The sequence below is a fragment of the Danxiaibacter flavus genome (genome assembly GCF_041060425.1).
Taxonomy (GTDB): domain Bacteria; phylum Bacteroidota; class Bacteroidia; order Chitinophagales; family Chitinophagaceae; genus Danxiaibacter; species Danxiaibacter flavus.
The window spans coordinates 477,813-495,924 of the sequence record NZ_JAULBC010000008.1; the positions used below are offsets into that span (position 1 = coordinate 477,813).

Annotated in this window: 15 protein-coding genes; 11 read left to right on the forward strand and 4 right to left on the reverse strand. The window is 41.6% G+C overall.

The genetic code is table 11. From position 1 onward, the window contains the following. The first annotated feature begins 246 nt into the window (after positions 1-246). Positions 247-1,440 (forward strand): carbamoyl phosphate synthase preATP-grasp domain-containing protein, encoded by a 1,194-nt coding sequence (locus QTN47_RS23575; RefSeq protein WP_369331901.1) that lies wholly within the window; start codon positions 247-249, stop codon positions 1,438-1,440. Between the two features lie 197 nt (positions 1,441-1,637). Further along, positions 1,638-2,963 carry a hypothetical protein gene (locus tag QTN47_RS23580; RefSeq protein WP_369331902.1) on the forward strand — a complete coding sequence of 442 codons (1,326 nt, stop codon included), beginning with the start codon at positions 1,638-1,640 and terminating at the stop codon, positions 2,961-2,963. 533 nt (positions 2,964-3,496) lie between these two features. Here the strand turns inward: QTN47_RS23580 and QTN47_RS23585 are convergent. Together QTN47_RS23585 and QTN47_RS23590 are read right to left on the reverse strand one after the other, a co-directional pair. Beyond that, on the reverse strand, positions 3,497-3,886 hold the full coding sequence (locus tag QTN47_RS23585; RefSeq protein ID WP_369331903.1) for a transmembrane 220 family protein: 390 nt from the start codon (positions 3,884-3,886) through the stop codon (positions 3,497-3,499). A gap of 121 nt (positions 3,887-4,007) precedes the next feature. Continuing rightward, a complete protein-coding gene (locus QTN47_RS23590) occupies positions 4,008-4,643 on the reverse strand; it encodes a phosphatase PAP2 family protein (RefSeq protein ID WP_369331904.1) in 636 nt (211 codons plus the stop codon). An 81-nt stretch (positions 4,644-4,724) separates the two neighbouring features. Between QTN47_RS23590 and QTN47_RS23595 the strand changes: the two genes are divergently transcribed. Both QTN47_RS23595 and QTN47_RS23600 read left to right on the forward strand, forming a co-directional pair. Further along, positions 4,725-6,725, forward strand: a complete 2,001-nt coding sequence (locus QTN47_RS23595) for an LTA synthase family protein (protein WP_369331905.1) — start codon at positions 4,725-4,727, stop codon at positions 6,723-6,725. 106 nt (positions 6,726-6,831) lie between these two features. Beyond that, positions 6,832-7,224, forward strand: a complete 393-nt coding sequence (locus tag QTN47_RS23600) for a hypothetical protein (RefSeq protein WP_369331906.1) — start codon at positions 6,832-6,834, stop codon at positions 7,222-7,224. A gap of 86 nt (positions 7,225-7,310) precedes the next feature. Here QTN47_RS23600 and QTN47_RS23605 read toward each other — a convergent pair whose 3' ends face one another. Next, positions 7,311-8,099 carry a class I SAM-dependent methyltransferase gene (locus QTN47_RS23605; protein WP_369331907.1) on the reverse strand — a complete coding sequence of 263 codons (789 nt, stop codon included), beginning with the start codon at positions 8,097-8,099 and terminating at the stop codon, positions 7,311-7,313. 134 nt (positions 8,100-8,233) lie between these two features. Here QTN47_RS23605 and glmM point away from each other — a divergent pair, with 134 nt between their 5' ends. From glmM to rnhA, 7 genes are all read left to right on the forward strand, one after another. Next, the gene (glmM, locus tag QTN47_RS23610; RefSeq protein WP_369331908.1) at positions 8,234-9,616 is read left to right on the forward strand and encodes a phosphoglucosamine mutase; all 1,383 of its coding nucleotides are present in this window, start codon (positions 8,234-8,236) and stop codon (positions 9,614-9,616) included. 724 nt (positions 9,617-10,340) lie between these two features. Beyond that, complete coding sequence (locus QTN47_RS23615) at positions 10,341-11,468, forward strand: cysteine desulfurase family protein (RefSeq protein ID WP_369331909.1); 1,128 nt, start codon at positions 10,341-10,343, stop codon at positions 11,466-11,468. A gap of 1,259 nt (positions 11,469-12,727) precedes the next feature. Further along, entirely contained in the window at positions 12,728-14,362 is a 1,635-nt protein-coding gene (locus QTN47_RS23620; protein ID WP_369331910.1) for an acyl-CoA carboxylase subunit beta, read from the forward strand. Between the two features lie 363 nt (positions 14,363-14,725). Continuing rightward, positions 14,726-15,265, forward strand: coding sequence for an RBBP9/YdeN family alpha/beta hydrolase (locus tag QTN47_RS23625; RefSeq protein ID WP_369331911.1), 540 nt, complete (start codon positions 14,726-14,728; stop codon positions 15,263-15,265). A 205-nt stretch (positions 15,266-15,470) separates the two neighbouring features. After that, a complete protein-coding gene (locus QTN47_RS23630) occupies positions 15,471-15,902 on the forward strand; it encodes a hypothetical protein (protein WP_369331912.1) in 432 nt (143 codons plus the stop codon). A gap of 296 nt (positions 15,903-16,198) precedes the next feature. After that, on the forward strand, positions 16,199-16,984 hold the full coding sequence (locus QTN47_RS23635; protein WP_369331913.1) for a PhzF family phenazine biosynthesis protein: 786 nt from the start codon (positions 16,199-16,201) through the stop codon (positions 16,982-16,984). 41 nt (positions 16,985-17,025) lie between these two features. Beyond that, on the forward strand, positions 17,026-17,505 hold the full coding sequence (gene rnhA, locus QTN47_RS23640) for a ribonuclease HI (protein WP_369331914.1): 480 nt from the start codon (positions 17,026-17,028) through the stop codon (positions 17,503-17,505). Between the two features lie 137 nt (positions 17,506-17,642). Here the strand turns inward: rnhA and QTN47_RS23645 are convergent, their stop codons facing one another. After that, positions 17,643-17,861: a DUF4287 domain-containing protein gene (locus QTN47_RS23645; protein ID WP_369331915.1), complete on the reverse strand. Its 219-nt coding sequence runs from the start codon at positions 17,859-17,861 to the stop codon at positions 17,643-17,645. Between the last annotated feature and the right edge of the window lie 251 nt (positions 17,862-18,112).

Consider the following 18,112-nt stretch of genomic DNA (forward strand, 5'->3'; position numbering starts at 1 on the left):
CAGTTGGATGCGCCAAAAATACTAATTAAACCTTAACCTATTTGATTTTACGGTTTTTCGATAACCATTTATACAGCGATTTGTTAATCCATATATGACTTTATGGCTGCTTAAATGGTATTTTTTAGGCATAAACGCCTGAATTATAGCTTATTTAAGATTTTCCTAATTTTTTGATTTCCCAACTTTTCAACTATTCTTTGGCTTAAAACCGCTCAGCCATTAACTTTGCGCAATCTTAAAAAAATGAGTTATACACTTTCTTCCAACGAATCTATTCCATCGCAGAAAAAAAAGATCATTGTTTTGGGTAGCGGACCCAACAGAATTGGTCAGGGTATTGAATTCGATTACTGCTGTGTACATGGATTATTAGCAATTAAAGAGTGTGGTTACGAAGCCATTATGGTTAATTGTAATCCTGAAACGGTAAGTACCGATTTTGATATGGCCGATAAATTATATTTCGAGCCTGTATATTGGGAACACCTTTGGGAAATTATTGAATTGGAAAAACCAGAAGGTGTAATCGTTCAGCTTGGTGGTCAAACAGCTTTAAAGCTCGCTAAGCGCCTTACTGAAAGAGGAATCAAAATCATCGGTACATCGTTCGATAACATGGATATTGCCGAAGACCGTGGCCGTTTCAGTGATTTGCTGAGGGACCTGAACATTCCTTATCCGCAATACGGTACAGCCTACACCGCTGAAGAGGCGATCGACGTCGCTAACCAGGTTGGTTATCCGGTTTTGGTTAGACCTAGCTATGTGTTGGGTGGACAGAGAATGCGTATCGTAATTAATGATGACGAAGTTGAAAAAGCAGTTGTAAGCCTGCTGAAACATATTCCTAATAATAAGATCCTTATTGACCACTTCCTTGACCGTTGTCAGGAAGCTGAGATAGATGGTATTTTTGATGGTGAGGATTTCCATGTAATGGGCGTAATGGAACACATTGAGCCTGCAGGTATTCACAGTGGAGACAGCAACGCGGTATTGCCTGCGTTCAACTTGACGCCGATGGAAGTAACTACCATGGAGTACTACGCTGAAAAAATTGCCCGTGCACTTGATATCCGCGGTTTGATCAATATTCAGTTTGCAATAAAAGACGGAAAAGTGTATGTGATTGAAGCCAACCCGCGTGCGTCACGTACAACTCCTTTCATCGCTAAAGCTTACCAGATCCCTTACCTGAACATTGCAACTAAAGTAATGTTGGGTGCAGCAAAGCTGAAAGACTTTACCATCGAGAAAAAACTGGAAGGGTTTGCTATAAAAGAACCTGTGTTCAGTTTTGAAAAATTCCCCGGTGTAAACAAAGAGCTCGGCCCGGAAATGAAGAGCACCGGTGAAGCGATCCGTTTTATCAAAGATCTCCGCGATCCATACTTTAGAACTTTGTATAAAGAGAGAAGTATGCATTTAAGCAAATAGAAGTTATACGTAATAAGTTATACGTTATAAGTATTCGGGCGACTGACATAATATAATGTAAAACGCAACTAACAAAGCCGTTACAGATATGCTGCTAACGGCTTTGTTGCTTCTGTATATTATTTAGCACGTTTATAACGTAAAACTTACAACGTAAAACGTACAACGTTCTAATATTGTACCCTCAAAAAATATCTATGCCTAAAAAGTTGCCGGTTTTGTTTTATTGCCTGTTTGTTGTTGGCGCTGCGTTCGCGCAGGAATCACCGGGACTTATTCAATTGCAAAAGCATATTGCTCAGCATTCGGGGAAAATGGTTGATTCAACCGTAACCAGATTTTCTAATCGCTATAAAAAAAGGATCAATTACCTGATGCCTTTATATATAGGCTTGCAAAATGGAAAAAGAATAAGACATTTTAATACGGATAAGTCTTATTACGATAACCTGAGCGATTATAGCTCTTTCATTGGCGATTATCCATCCGCTCTTTATTATACAACCAAAAGCTATGAGACATTGGATATGGAGGCTGCAGCCACGATCAAGCCTTTTATTGATTCTCTGAAGCAATTGGATATCCAACATGTTCCGGCAAAGAAGTATATCCTGGACCGGGCAGCTCATGTTCAGGTAACAATGATCAATGAAGCGCATTCAAAACCATTGCACAGGGCTTTTACCATTTCACTGTTGCAGGATATGTACAAACTGGGCTATCGCTACCTTGCTATGGAAGCGCTTAACAATACGCCATCGGCAACTGCAGATACCATCTTAAATGTTAATACGGGATTTTTTACCAATGAACCGGTTTGCGCAGAAATGGTAAGAGTTGCGAAGGAGATAGGTTATACCGTCTATGCCTATGAGGATACTTTGGCATATAAACATTCCGGCTCCGTACGTGATTCTATACAGGCCGCAAATATTTACCAGCTGATTCAACAAAATCCCTCTGCTAAAATATTGGTGCACGCCGGTTACGGACATATCAGCGAAGAGCAGATAGTTGATTATGTTCCGATGGCCATGTACTTTAAGAAGATCTCCGGCATAAACCCGCTCACCGTTAACCAGACAGATATGACTGAGGGGAGCGACTTTGCATATGGCCGTTCATTTTATGAAGCATACATGAAGGCCTTTCCTGTTACCGTTCCATCTGTTGCTGTATACAAGAATAAGCCTGTTGATCTGCTTGCTTCATCAGAATATGATATCTCCATCATCCATCCGCCAACAAACTATAAAAACAAACGGCCGGATTGGTATTCATTGGATGGTATGCGAAAAGAGCTGGCAGTTAAGCCGACAGAAAAAAGCCTCTTTCTTGTTCAGGCCTATTATTATAAAGAATACAATAAGCTGGAAAAAGATTACCTGATTCCTGCGGATCAAACCTATACTTCAGCAGAAAATGGTTACTACTATCTGTATCTGCAACCCGGTAAATACAAAATCGTGATGCGTGATATAGAGTACAAGGTGCTGTCGGAAGGGGATATGGAGATGAAGTAGGGAGCAGGTATCAGGTATCAGGTTTCAGGTATCAGGTATCAGGTGTAAGTGAGGAGTGAGGTGTGAGGAGTGAGGAGTGAGGTGTGAGGTGTGAGGTGTGAGGTGTAAGGTGTAAGGGATAAGGTGTAAGGGATAAGGTGTGAAGGGTAAGAAGATATAAAGCTCCGGCGGAGATTCCTGTTTGTAGAAAATCGAAATTTAAAATATCATCGGACTTCTGCGGAGTCTCCTGTAACGCTTGACAGGCAGCTCCTAACGGACCTTAAACGACCTATTTTATTTCTACAAACAGAATGCTCATATGAAGCAGCGCTAGCAAAGCATTATTTACTAAGTGACATTAACCTCCGGCCAATGGCGCCGGGCAAGTAGCCAAAATTCAAAATTATTTTAAAAAAATTCAACCGAAAAAACAGCCTCTTTCCCTAACTGTCTCTTTCAAATACTAATAATACCTCGAAGCTGGTGCTTGATACCTCACACCTTACGCCTCACACCTTACCCCTCACACCTGATACCTGATACCTCACACCTCACACCTGTCTCCGCCTCATTTTCCTCCTGCTACCATAAATCCAGTTGATGGCAAGAACTACGATAAGGATCAACAGACCAAAAAATTCCCTGGTTTCTTCAATCCATGGTTTGGTTGCTTTCATGGTTTGGGCAATGCCCTCGGCGTTGTGTTCGGTTGCCCAGTCAAGTACACCCGTTTTATCAAAAAAGAGGTAAATAGCATAAGCCAGGTAAACAAATATTCCCACGATATAGGCTCTCGGATAAAACCTGTTGCGGGCGGCTAAAAAGCACAATACGGCACTGTATATGTAAATAGGCACCCATATATACGGGTCGGGGTCGTTGTACTGTAATGCTGCAAAAATGATGAATACAACAAAAAAGAAGTAATTAAAAATTTTCATATGCTGGTTTCGTTAGGGGATATAAAATACCCGATAAACTTACACTATTCAGTGCGTCAAAAAACAAAAAAAACTTTCTAATGCAATTATTAATCGGCCAACGGTATAGATGTATGGATCTTTAATTATTGAATTCGCCTATGTTGGGTTTCTCACTGCTTACAACTGTTACGTTCTTTAATGGGGGAAATCCGATGCGCCTGTTAAATATTCCTGCAATACCACTGCCCAGCATCATGCCTATTAATGCGCCACCAAGTACATCAAGCGGATAGTGAACGCCTACATATACCTGGCCGTAGCTGATTGTTGCTGCCCATATAAAAAATAACTGTCCCCAGCTTTTCAGATACGGCTTCAGGGTAAAATAATAGAAAGCCGCCTGCCCGAAGTGATTCGCCGCATGGGAAGATGTAAAACTGCCGCTGGTAGGACAATATGGAACCAGCAATTTAACGTAGGGTCCGAGCAATGTATCGTTACAGGGACGTGTCCTGTTAATAAAATCCTTCAAAAATCCACTGCTTAGCTGATCGGTTAAAACAACTGTTACAATAGCCGCTGCGAGCCAGGGCCAGCTTTTCCAGCCGAAATTGTAAAAAACCAGGAAGATCAGGAAGAAATACAAGGGAACCCATGTATTCTGATCGCGCCACCAGGGAAAAATGCTATCCAGGAAAGGCGAGGTCCATTCGTTGTTAATCTTCAGAAATAACCAGGTGTCCAGGTTATTCAATGTTTGTAAAAAGCCGTTCATTCAGTAAAAATAAACTTAAAGTGCCAAGTATAGCTTATGCAAAAATGACAGACGTTATATAATCATTATTTTTGCTGCCTCATGAAAAAAATAAAGTTACCCCGGTATATTCTTTGGATAGGCTATAACGCGATCATTTTTTTGTTGTTAATGACGTTGCTCAGACTGGCATTGATGCTGGCTTTTAAGGTTCCGGAAGGCTCAAAGAATGTGATTGGCAAATCGCTTATCCTGGGTATAAGGTATGATTTAAGGATGGTATGTATTGCTTCACTGATTTTTTTCGTGCTCGGCTGCATTCCGCCGTTGCATCCATTGGATAAGAAATGGGGAAAACGAATCAGTTTCTGGATCTGGGGCGTTATCATTCTCGTATTTTCTTTCTTTTATGTTGTTGACTTTGCCAACTATGCATATCTCTCTCAGCGTTTAACAGCAGGCTTATTAAATTATTTGTATGATGCCAGGATCTCCATGAGTATGGTCTGGCAGACCTACCATGTGGGATGGATCTTAGCCGCGCTTATTGTCGTGGTGATAGGGTTGCTGGGGCTGGTAAAATTATCTTACAATAAAGTATTAAGTGAGCCAAGGCCTACTTCAAAACCTGCAAGAATTATATGGTCCATTATATTTTTTCTGCTGTTGGGTTGGGGCGTTTTTGGCAGGGCCGGACAGTTTCCGTTAAGATGGAGCGATGCCTATTCCCTCGGAGATGATTATGCGGCCAATCTCGCGTTAAATCCGTTTCAGTCTTTTTTCAGTTCATTGAATTTCCGTCACTCAGGTTTTGAAAAGGATAAAGTTGAAGCAGCGTATCCTTTTATGGCCAAATACCTTGGCATTGATCCTGGCAGTGCACCGCTTACTTATAAAAGAACCGTTTCACCAGATTCGACAGCTCAGCAAGGCATTAGCAATGTAGTGCTGGTGATCTGTGAATCTTTCAGCGGTTACAAGAGTTCCATGTATGGCAATCCTTTAAACACGACGCCGTATTTCAACCAGTTGTGTAAAGAAGGGGTTTTCTTTGATCATTGTTTTACGCCTACGTATGGAACAGCACGTGGTGTTTGGGCAACGCTGACCGGCATGCCCGATGTTGAGCTGAATACGACAGCCAGCCGCAATCCCGGTGCAGTAGATCAGCATATCCTGATGAATGATTTTAAAAATCACGAGAAGTTTTATTTTATCGGCGGAAGTGCAAGCTGGGCAAACATCCGGGGCTTTTTGACCAATAATATCCAAGGGCTTCATTTGTACGAGCAGGATGATTATGATGCGCCTAAAATTGATGTATGGGGTGTAAGCGACAAAAACATGATGCTGGGCGCTAACAAGGTGCTGGCAAAACAGGACAAGCCGTTTTTTGCGGTATTGCAAACTGCCGATAATCACAGACCATATACGATTCCAAAAGAAGATCAACAAGAGTTTAAAATCATAAAAGTGCCTGCCGACAGTTTAAAGAAATATGGTTTTGCTACGCTTGACGAGTTTAATGCCTTCCGCTATACAGACTACTGTTTCGAGAAGTTTATGGAAGCCGCTAAGAAGGAGAAGTATTTTAATAATACATTGTTTGTATTTATTGGCGATCATGGAATTCGCGGAGACGCCTCGTCCATGATGCCCGCTGTGTTTACTGAGCAGGGATTGACGAATGAGCATGTGCCCTTACTGTTCTACTCCCCGGCGTTTGTTAAGCCTAAAAGAATAAGTTATCTGGCCTCCCAGGTGGATGTGTTACCCACTATTGCCGGGTTATGTAATATTCCTTATGTAAATACGGCTTTGGGTGTTGATCTATTGAATGATAAGCGCATTTTGGCCGATAACGGCAAAAGTAACTGTACGTTCATTTTTGAACCGGATTCAAGAAGGATAGGCATTATTCACGACGATCTTTATTATAGCTATGGCCTACAAAAAGGCGGCCCTGATCAGATCAGCAGTATTAAAAACAACGATAAGGTTGAGTTGACCGATTCATTGAGAAACAAATACCGCGCTCTGTCCGATGCATTTTACCATACAGCACGTTATATGCTGTTCAATAATAAAAAACCTTTACAATAATATTTGCATTTTAAGACTTACATATTAAAGAAAAAGCATAATTTGTGAGCTGCGTGAAAGGAATAGTGCAATCAGGTTTCCCTTGCCATTCTTAAAAACGAACTAGATGAAAACCTTTTTCTTTTTAGCAGGCTTATGCTGCTTGTCAAGTGCTTTTGCCCAGACAAATGAAAAGCAAAACGACTTTTTTAGTAAGCCGGAAGCTTTTAAGAACAGCAAACCCTCAGCAGATTTCAATAAAAAAATGTTACTAAAGAGAATTAAGCCGGTTCCGGATCAGGTGCGCCGCGCGGATCCGGAAAACGGTAACATGCCGAATGGTATCCCCGTGGAGAACAGAGAAATGTATAAACCAAAAGATCAATATTCCATTGGCAATGGCCTGATGGCTTTTGAATCTCCTTTAGATAAAATGAAAGTAATAAGCCCGGACAGCACTTTTCATTCTAACATGCCAATGCCCAAAATGTATCTAAGCTTTAAGTCAGAAACTAAATAATTAATAGTGTGGAGAACGGGTTTCAGGTAGCAAAACCTTCAACCTGATACCTGAAACCTCATACCTGATAGCTAAAGCCTTTTACCTTACCTGATCTTCTTCGCAAATATTACCATGCGCTGTGAGTTCCTGATATCATAGGGCGCAAGGTTGTAGTCGCCAAACATATCGGCAACCTGCATACCCTGGTAGGAGAGCATATCGGTGAAGTCACCGGGAGAAAATTTTGCAACCCGTTCGGTATATAGATGTTTTAATACTTTTCCTTTTTCTTCAACCTGTATCTGCTTGTAAAAATGCGTTGCACTGTGCCATCGGGCGATATGAAATACCACATCATTCACCGTTTTTTTCTCGTTTTTTACAAGATTGTCTTCGGCGTAATGTGTGTTCAGGTAGTCTATAACAAGTGTGCCGTTTGGTTTCAGACTTTGAGCAATAGTTCTTATTACATTGTCGTGCTCGCGTTCAGTACGGAAATAACCAAAAGAATTGAAGAGGTTCAGCGCAATATCAAAATAGTTAATGTGAAAAGGCAGTCGCATATCATGTTGGAAAAAATGCAGGTTAGGAGTTTCCATTTTCCTGGCCTCATCAATCAGGCGGAAAGAAATATCTATGCCGGTAACATCTAACCCCATTAACGACATTGCCCTGGTGTTGATACCGTTACCGCAACCTGCATCCAGTATTTTTTTCCCGTTGTCAGCCTCAAGTTTTGTAAGAACCCGTTGAATGAACTCCCAGGCCTCCTGCGAATTTCTGTACTGGTAGAGTAAATCGTAATAGGGAGACGCGAACCAGTCAATATACCACTCAGTGCCCGGCATAATATTATTTTTATCCATTACAAATTTATTACGTGAATTGTTCATATACAAGTAAGTGAACACTATGAATATTTTTTGATTATCGCAGTTGCAACTTTTGAAGCAAACGGTTGACTGATGATTCATTTTAAAAGTGTTGAATTTTTCTCCTATGTTTGTCAACAGCAAAAAATATATGTATGGCGCTTATTAAAAGTATTTCGGGGATTCGTGGTACAATAGGAGGAAAACCGGGTGAAACCTTAAGTCCGTTAGACGTTGTAAAGTTTACGGCTGCTTACGGTACCTGGTTGCTGCAAACAGGACCGGAGAACAGGAAAATTGTTGTTGGAAGAGATGGCAGAATAAGCGGTGAATTGGTACAGCGCCTGGTTGTAAGTACACTGAATGCCCTGGGGCTGGATGTGATAGATGTTGGTTTAAGCACTACGCCGACCGTTGAAATGGCGGTCGTTTTTGAAAAAGCTGCAGGCGGTATTATACTCACTGCAAGCCACAATCCGAAAGAATGGAACGCGCTAAAATTATTGAATAGTAAAGGTGAATTTATAAGCGCTGAAGATGGTGCAAAAGTGCTGGATATTGCTGCAAATGATAGCTACGAATTTGTATCCGTTGATAAGCTGGGTTCTTACAGAACTGATGATACGACGCTCGATAAGCACATTGATGCAATTATAAATTATCCGTTGGTTGATGTGACTGCAATTAAGAAACGCAAGTTCAAAATTGTGATAGATGCTATCAACAGTACCGGCGCTATTGCGGTGCCTGCTTTGTTAAGGGCGCTTGGCGTAAAAGATATCGTTGTTTTGAATGAAGAGGTGAACGGAAAATTTGCACATAATCCTGAACCATTGCCACAGCATCTTACAGGATTGTGCAACGAAGTAAATAAGCAACAGGCTGATTTGGGTATTGCAGTTGATCCCGATGTTGATCGCTTATGCTTTGTTTGTGAAGATGGAACTTTATTTGGTGAAGAATATACATTGGTGGCCGTTGCCGATTATGTTTTGCAACATAAAAAAGGCAATACGGTAAGCAATATGTCATCCACCAGGGCTTTAAAAGACATAACGCTTAAAAACGGGGGAGAATATTTTCCAAGTGCTGTTGGCGAAGTGAATGTTGTAAATAAAATGAAACAGGTGAATGCCGTAATTGGTGGTGAAGGTAACGGCGGTATTATTGTTCCGGACCTGCATTATGGTCGTGATGCATTGATTGGTATTGCGCTGTTCTTAACTCAATTGGCTCAGACCAAAAAAAGCGTAAAACAATTGCGTGGCACGTATCCCGACTACTTTATCAGCAAGAACAAAATTGAGCTCAATAAAGGCATCGATATCACACGCATTTTCGATCATATTCAAAAGAAATATAAAAACAATCCGATCAATACAGACGATGGATTAAAGATCGAATTCGAGAACGACTGGGTACACCTGCGTACGAGCAACACTGAGCCGATCATCCGCATTTACGCAGAAAGCAGCTTTGAAACAACTGCCGACAATATTGCAAAGCGCATAATGCACGACATCAAAGAAAGCATTTAGAAAAGTACGAAGTGTTAAGTACGAAGTACGAATGATTTAAACCATATAGGGCATATAAGGGAACATATAAGGAAAACTTACATGCTCTTATATGCCGTCTGTACAACCGGTGAATAGTCAATAGTCAATGGTGAAGGGCACAAACTGGCTGAGTAGGCATAAACTACCCTAGTCAGCATTAACCCAGGGGGGTAAGGTCTTACACGCCCTTATATGACTTCTATACAACTAGTGAATAGTGAATGGTCAATGGTGAAGGTCCGAACTGGTTAAGTAAATATATTGTCGTTTAAGTGTTACTATTATCCTGGGCAAAAGCTCTTATTTGCTCTTATATTTCTTAAATGGTTTAAAAAACTTCGCTTGGGTCAGCTTTAGGCTTTGGGCTTTAAGCTTTATCAGTTGTTTACAAAGAAACGTTGGCACCCGACACCTTATTTATATGGTTTAAAAAACTTCGCTTGGGTCAGCTTTCAGCTTTAGGCTTTAGGCTTTAAGCTTTATCAGTTGTTAACAAAGAAACGTTGGCGCGGCCGACACTTTACTTATATGGTTTTAAACATTTTTTCAATATTTTACGGATTCACCAATAAATACTGCTTATAAATTAAGTACTTCGTAACTCGTACTTCGTACTTATTTTGTTTCGATTTAGTAAAACTTACCTTCATCACGTTCTCACTTCATCGGGATTTTTTACCTTTGCACAACTTTTTTTTTCAGTATGAGAAGAATATACCTGGATAATGCCGCTACTACGCCTTTGGATGAGTGTGTACTTGATGCCATGATGCCTTATCTTACATCACAGTTCGGAAATCCTTCATCAATATACAGTTACGGTCGCGAAAGCCGCCTGGCTATTGAAAATGCGCGTAAAAGTGTAGCAAAGATCCTGAACGCCCATCCGGCTGAAATATTCTTTACCAGTGGTGGAACAGAGAGCAGTAATACTGCTATTAACGCTTCGGTAAGGGATTTAGGCTGCAAGCACATTATTTCTTCTCCTGTAGAGCATCATGCTACTTTACATACTGTAGAACATCTCCATAAAACCGGCGAAGCCGCTTTAAGTTATGTAAAGCTGCTGCCCGATGGTCACGTTGATCTGGCTGATCTGGAAAAGCTTCTGAGTGAAAGTACCGATAAGTGCCTGGTTACCTTAATGCATGCCAACAACGAAATAGGCAATATGCTGAATATTCATGCTGTTGGCGAGTTATGTAAAAAGTATGACGCCATCTTCCATAGTGATACTGTGCAAACGGTTGGCCATTTTCCCTTCGATCTCAGAAATACCTACGTTCATTTTATAACTGGTGCCGGACATAAGTTTCACGGTCCAAAAGGTGTGGGTATCCTCTATGTTAATGAGAATATTAAGATCACTCCTTTTGTGCATGGCGGATCGCAGGAACGCAATATGCGCGCGGGTACAGAAAACCTGTACGGAATTGTCGGTTTTGCCAAAGCCCTGGAACAGGCGACTGCCAATTATGAAAAGGACAGCGCATATATAAAAAGTCTCAAGTTGTACATGATGGAACAGCTGCAGCAACATCTTGGCGACGTGTCTTTTAATGGCGATGTGTTAGGATGTAGCCTGTATACTGTATTAAATGCAAGTTTCCCCAAAACTGATAAAAGCGAAATGCTGCTTTTCAGCCTGGATATAAACAACATCTGTGCTTCAGGCGGAAGTGCCTGTACAAGCGGCGCCGATGCCGGCAGTCACGTCATCCGGTCAATCGCCAACGATCCCGATCGCGTAGCTGTACGATTTTCCTTCAGCAAATACAATACAAAGGAAGAGATTGACGAAGTGGTAGAAAAGCTGAAAACGCTGATATAGCTATCAGCTGTCAGCTATTAGCTATCAGCTTGTGTTGCCTGACTGAGGCCTTTATCGTCTTGGATAATATTTTTCTGCGCCACATGATTTATGGCTGAAACTATAGTTTTGATCTGTCACAGAAGCCTGGTGCAGGTTATGTGCCAGTCCACATCGTATTAACATCGTATAGAAGAGTTTGCAAAAATCAGCCTGCCCGCACCAACGTACTTCGTAAATCGTACTTCATACTTACATCTAACATTGCACGCCAAACCTGCGGCTTCCAACATCGTACACCGTACATCTAACATCGTACATCATCGTGCCCCTTAAAAATGAGCCTGCCCGCACCAGCGTACTTCGTAGCTTGCACTTCGTACTTAAACCCAACATTGTACCTCAAACCCGCGGCTTCCAACATCGTACACCGTACATCTAACATCGTACATCATCGTGGCCCTTAAAAATGAGCCTGCCCGCACCAACGTACTTCGTAAATCGTACTTCGTACTTACATCTAACATTGCACACCAAACCCGCGGCTTCCAACATCGTACATAGTACATCTAACATCGTACATCATCGTGCCCCTTAAAAAATCGCCTGCCCGCACCAACGTACTTCGTAGCTTGCACTTCGTACTTAAACCCAACATTGTACCTCAAACCCGCGGCTTCCAACATCGTACACCTTACATCTAACATCGTACATCATCGTGGCCCTTAAAAAATCGCCTGCCCGCACCAACGTACTTCGTAAATCGTACTTCGTACTTACATCTAACATTGCACACCAAACCCGCAGCTTCCAACATCGTACATAGTACATCTAACACCGTACATCATCGTGCCCCTTAAAAAATCGCCTGCCCGCACCAACGTACTTCGTAAATCGTACTTCGTACTTACATCTAACATTGCACACCAAACCCGCGGCTTCCAACATCGTACACCGTACATCTAACATCGTACATCATCGTGCCTCTTAAAAATGAGCCTGCCCGCACCAACGTACTTCGTAAATCGTACTTCATACTTACATCTAACATTGCACGCCAAACCCGCGGCTTCCAACATCGTACACCGTACATCTAACATCGTACATCATCGTGGCCCTTAAAAATGAGCCTGCCGCACCAACGTACTTCGTAAATCGTACTTCGTACTTACATCTAACATTGCACACCAAACCCGCGGCTTCCAACATCGTACATCGTACATCTAACACCGTACATCATCCATTCCTCCCTATCTTTGTTATACTAACAATTGTATGGTATGGAAAAAACACTCGCGGGTACTACAAGCTGGCTGAGGAAGCTAACCGAACAATTACAACAAAGATTAGAGTCGATAAAAAAGGGTGGCGGCGAAAAAGCAATTCAAAAACAACGGGAAAAAAATAAGCTGACTGCGAGAGAACGGGTTGCTTATTTGTGTGATGCGGATAAGCCTTTCATAGAAATAGGAGCGTTTGCAGGATATGAGATGTATGAAGAGTACGGCGGCTGTCCGGCCGGTGGAACAGTAGCTGGAATAGGTTATGTGAGTGGAAGGCAGTGTGTAATAATGGCCAATGACCAAACCGTTAAAGCGGGAGCCTGGTTTCCCATAACAGGCAAAAAGAACCTGCGCATGCAGGAAATAGCAATAGAGAACAATCTGCCTCTTATTTATCTTGTAGACAGCGCCGGCGTTTTTTTACCACTACAGGATGAGATTTTTCCGGATAAAGAACATTTCGGACGCATTTTTCGCAACAATGCACAAATAAGTGCGATGGGCATAACGCAGATCGCGGCGGTGATGGGATCTTGTGTGGCTGGTGGCGCCTATCTGCCCGTAATGAGTGATGAAATTTTAATCGTCCGGAATAATGGTAGCATTTTTCTCGCAGGCCCGTATCTTGTAAAAGCGGCGATCGGTGAAGAAACAGATATGGAAAGCCTGGGTGGCGCATCCATGCATGCACAGATAAGTGGTACTGCGGATTATATTTTTGATACAGAACACGAATGCCTGGATCATATTAAAAAACTGGTCGCACAAATAGCAGATTCGCCAAAGGCAAATTTTAACCGAATCCAATCATTTGCGCCGGCAAAAGATCCGGAAGAGCTATACGGATTGCTTTCGGACGGAAACGCCAGGCCATATAACGTGGTTGATATAATTGATAGAATTGTCGATGCCGACATTGATGAGCCTTCCAAGTCATCATTCAGACAATTTAAGGAAGAATATGGCAAGACCATTGTCTGCGGATATGGTCGCATAGACGGATGGTCCGTTGGTTTTGTAGCCAATCAGCGCCTTATTGTGAAAAATGGAGAAGGTGAAATGCAGGTTGGTGGTGTTATTTACAATGACAGCGCAGATAAGGCTGCACGGTTTATTTTGAATTGTAATCAGAAGAAAATTCCGATCATTTTTTTGCAGGATGTCACAGGCTTTATGGTTGGGCGCCGCAGCGAGCATGCCGGCATTATTAAAGATGGAGCAAAAATGGTGAATGCCGTTGCGAATTCCGTTGTTCCTAAATTCACTATTGTTACCGGTAACAGCTTTGGTGCGGGCTATTATGCCATGTGTGGTAAAGCATATGATCCAAGGCTGATTGTTGCATGGCCTTCGGGGAAAATCGCAGTGATGGGCGGGGAACAGGCTGCAAGAACTTTGCTGCAGACACAAACATCCGGTAAAAACTTAACGAAAGAAGAAGAGAACGCACTTCTTCAAAAAATAAAAGACCGCTACGAAAAACAAACAACCCCTTATTATGCAGCAGCACGAATGTGGGTTGATGCCATCATAGATCCTGTTGAAACGAGACAGTTGATTAGTGAAGGGATATCAGCCGCCAATAACAATGCAAATATGCCGGAGTTTAAGACGGGTGTGATACAAGTGTAGGGAGAGCTTAAAGCCTAAAGCCTAAAGCCGAAAGCTTAAAGCTAGTTGTACGTAGTAAGTTTTACGTGATACGTTTATCAGAGCGATGGTTGGTAATCGTTAAGCGTGAGGAATCTTTGTGATCTTACGGGCATAAGCGCTTCCTTTAAACTTTGTGCTGCATAGTGTACTTCGTGCTTTAGTGCTAAGATCTTCATGTTCTTATCCGCGTAAGGGCTTCTTTAAAACTTTGTGCCTCTTTGTGCTTTGGCGTCTTCGTGGCAAAAAAATCTCTAATTGCCTCCTTCTTTTTTTATCACACAAGAGTTCGCTACATTGCAAATCATTATCAATTATCACCTTTCAATTGTCCATTAATCTCTCATGCAATTCAAATCAAACATTTTTATTCTTCCCGGCTTAGGTAATTCCGGTGAAGGGCATTGGCAAACGATCTGGCAAAATCGTTTTGGATTCAAACGGATTGAGCAGTCAAGTTGGGATGCTCCTGTATGCGATGATTGGATAGCGCGTATAGATGAAGAAGTAATGAAGCAACCGACATTGTCAGACATTATACTTGTCGGCCACAGTCTTGCCTGTACAACAATCGCACAATGGGCAGCCATATACAATCGCGTTATTAAAGGCGCTCTGCTCGTTGCGCCAAGTGATACAGAGGCCGAGTCTTACCCTGACGGCACTATAGGCTTTAAGCCAATGTGTTTGAAGCCAATTCAATTTCCTTCAATCGTTGTAATGAGCAGCGACGATTTTTACGTTACACCGCAACGCGCAGCTTTCTTCGCATATAGCTGGGGGAGTAAACTGGAAAACATTGGCAACGCCGGACACATAAATGTATCATCCGGTTTTGGCGAGTGGGACGAAGGATTGCAATTTTTACAAAAGCTTGATCAATAAATATTCAACCCCAATGGATATCCACCTACATTATTTTCCTTTAAGCAATCTTCACCTCCGGCGTCCGGCTTTAAGCTTTCCGCTTTAAGCTTTAAGCTCTCCCTTTAAGCTTATCTTAATAAAACGCGCTCTTTCTTTCTGCAATAGCGTTTTGTATTTTACTGCGTACATTATTTCGTCAACTATCATATCTAAACTTCTACCAATGAAAAACACAGTATTGTGTCTGTTATTAGTTATGCTGACAACTGGTTTTATACATGCTCAAAAACAAGCACAACCATTGACAATTGAAAACTACTACAAAGTAAAATGGGGCTACGCCGGCGAGTTTATTGATCTGTGGAAGAAAAATCATTATCCTCTTTTAAAGAAAGCAAAAGAGCATGGAGATATTCTTGATGTTAAAGCTGAAGTGCCGATTATGCACAGCGGCGAAGACACCCGTTGGGATTTTAAAGTAAGCATAACGTTCAAAGATGCCATTACTGCACTCGCTCCTGATCTTACAACACCTTACAGAGCGCAACTTTACCCCGACACCGCAAAACTGCAAAAAGATGAACAGCACCGGTTTGAGTTGCTTTTATCGCATTGGGATATTATGGTGGACAAGGCGGATTTGGAGAAGCAGTGAAAGCTATCAGCATTCAGCTATCAGCTTTCAGCTTTCAGGCGAGATGTCTGAGGGGAAGTCAAAAGTCAAAAGTAAAAAAGGGTAACAACTGAAGTCTTCGTTGGACGAGGTGCTTTTTTGGGGCTGCTAAAAATAGTCAGCTATAACTAATTGTGAAGAAGCTGCACCCAGGTACTTCGTACTTCGTAAATCGTACTTGCAGCGCGTACATCGTACCTCGTAAATCTAACATCGTACACAATCTGGTTTTCTGTTTCTTTTTCAGGATATTTGCCGCCTGATCAAAAATTAGAATCATGCAATTACCTATATACGTTGTTGACGCTTTTACGGATAAGTTGTTTGGTGGAAATCAGGCTGCAGTCGTTCCTTTGCAGGATTGGCTGCCCGATGAATTAATGCAGCAACTTGCTGCTGAAAACAACTTGTCTGAGACAGCATTTTTCGTGCAGAAAGGTCCTGATGAGTATCATATCCGTTGGTTCACTCCTGAGTTTGAAATAGATCTGTGTGGTCATGCTACATTGGCGACTGCTTTTATCATTTTTAATGAACTGAAGCTTTCCGAAGATCATATTGTTTTTAATTGTAAAAGCGGACAACTGGATGTAAAAAAGAGAGGTGATTTGATCGAATTGAATTTTCCTTCCCGTATGCCCGCCGCATCGGAAGCACCTGAAGTGCTTTTGAAAGGTGTAAATATTCAGCCGCAACAAGTATTGAAGGCGCGTGATTATTTCCTGGTATATGCTTCTGAAGAAGAGGTTAAACAAATTGTCCCCGATTTTAATTATTGGAATCAATTGGATGTTGTAGGTATAATTGTGACAGCAAAAGGAAAAGATGTAGATTTTGTGTCACGGTTTTTTGTGCCGAATTCTGTAATTGGTGAAGATCCTGTTACAGGTTCTGCGCATAGCTCGCTAATCCCATATTGGAGCAAGGAACTGGATAAGACAGCGTTGACTGCACACCAGGTGTCTCAAAGAGGAGGAGTACTTTATTGTGAAGACAAAGGTGAAAGAGTGATCATGGCTGGCAATGGCGTTCTTTATAGTAAAGGTGAATTTTATATTCGTTAGGATTCAGGAAAGATCTATTTACAAATTTCGAAGCAGGGTACATGCAACAGGGACATCAATTGATTGTTTATACGGACGGTGCATCAAGAGGAAATCCAGGGCCAGGTGGCTATGGTGCAATATTAATGTGGGGCGAAAAACGCAAGGAGTTATCTGCCGGCTTCCGGCTCACTACAAACAACCGCATGGAGCTTCTGGCCGTTATCGCGGCACTGGAAGCACTCAATAAAAAAAATATATCACTCACTGTTTTTACCGACAGCCAATACGTAGTAAACAGTGTTGAAAAAGGCTGGCTGAAAAACTGGATCAAAACTGATTTTAAGGGTGGAAAAAAGAACAGGGATCTTTGGCTGCGTTATAATCAGCTTGCAAAGGATTTCAACATAAAATTTGTCTGGGTGAAGGGACACGCAGATAACGTGTTTAACAACCGTTGTGATGTGTTGGCAACAACTGCTGCAGACGGAAAAAATTTGCTTGTGGATGAAGGCTACGAAAATGAGCAGCGTTATTTATAGATGCATTGCACTTTGCTTTCGAACAAACATAAATATGTCCTACACTTGCAAGTGTAGGACATATTTATGTTTGTTCAAGTATCTCGTATAATAACGAAAACGTGTCCTACACTTTCAAAGTTCAGCACACGTTTTCGTTATTCCGTTTTCCCTTTAAAAGTTGCATAAATTGCCATTGCATGCCCGTGACCAAGATCAAAATCTTCTTTCAGCCAGGCTACAATTTGCCCCGCCTTAACAGTATCTACAAGAGCGCCCTTTTTGAAGAAACCCTTCTTTTCCGCAAGCTTCTTAAAGTCTTCAGGACTTTTACCTGTTTTTGCTTTAATGTTGTCAATATAAGCTTGAAATGACATGGTTATTGCATTTAATGGTGACAATAATAATCATTTGCCCTCTACATTACAAGTAATGGTTGGCCTGAACAAAGTACCGCCTGCAACTTTCACCATTGACCATTCAATGTCGTTGAAATAAGAGTTCTTTGAAAAAGTTGTTAATAAGCAGATTGATTTCAATAAATTAGCGGCTCAAAAAATACTACTAAGATTATAGGGTAGCCACACTTAAAAATATAAACACACTGATTGACGATGAGCAATTTATC

Coding starts and splice junctions, on each gene's coding strand:
- QTN47_RS23575 (WP_369331901.1), top strand. CDS start 247: ATGAGTTATACACTTTCTTCCAACGAATCTATTCCATCGCAGAAAAAA.
- QTN47_RS23580 (WP_369331902.1), top strand. CDS start 1,638: ATGCCTAAAAAGTTGCCGGTTTTGTTTTATTGCCTGTTTGTTGTTGGC.
- QTN47_RS23585 (WP_369331903.1), bottom strand. CDS start 3,886: ATGAAAATTTTTAATTACTTCTTTTTTGTTGTATTCATCATTTTTGCA.
- QTN47_RS23590 (WP_369331904.1), bottom strand. CDS start 4,643: ATGAACGGCTTTTTACAAACATTGAATAACCTGGACACCTGGTTATTT.
- QTN47_RS23595 (WP_369331905.1), top strand. CDS start 4,725: ATGAAAAAAATAAAGTTACCCCGGTATATTCTTTGGATAGGCTATAAC.
- QTN47_RS23600 (WP_369331906.1), top strand. CDS start 6,832: ATGAAAACCTTTTTCTTTTTAGCAGGCTTATGCTGCTTGTCAAGTGCT.
- QTN47_RS23605 (WP_369331907.1), bottom strand. CDS start 8,099: ATGAACAATTCACGTAATAAATTTGTAATGGATAAAAATAATATTATG.
- glmM (WP_369331908.1), top strand. CDS start 8,234: ATGGCGCTTATTAAAAGTATTTCGGGGATTCGTGGTACAATAGGAGGA.
- QTN47_RS23615 (WP_369331909.1), top strand. CDS start 10,341: ATGAGAAGAATATACCTGGATAATGCCGCTACTACGCCTTTGGATGAG.
- QTN47_RS23620 (WP_369331910.1), top strand. CDS start 12,728: ATGGAAAAAACACTCGCGGGTACTACAAGCTGGCTGAGGAAGCTAACC.
- QTN47_RS23625 (WP_369331911.1), top strand. CDS start 14,726: ATGCAATTCAAATCAAACATTTTTATTCTTCCCGGCTTAGGTAATTCC.
- QTN47_RS23630 (WP_369331912.1), top strand. CDS start 15,471: ATGAAAAACACAGTATTGTGTCTGTTATTAGTTATGCTGACAACTGGT.
- QTN47_RS23635 (WP_369331913.1), top strand. CDS start 16,199: ATGCAATTACCTATATACGTTGTTGACGCTTTTACGGATAAGTTGTTT.
- rnhA (WP_369331914.1), top strand. CDS start 17,026: ATGCAACAGGGACATCAATTGATTGTTTATACGGACGGTGCATCAAGA.
- QTN47_RS23645 (WP_369331915.1), bottom strand. CDS start 17,861: ATGTCATTTCAAGCTTATATTGACAACATTAAAGCAAAAACAGGTAAA.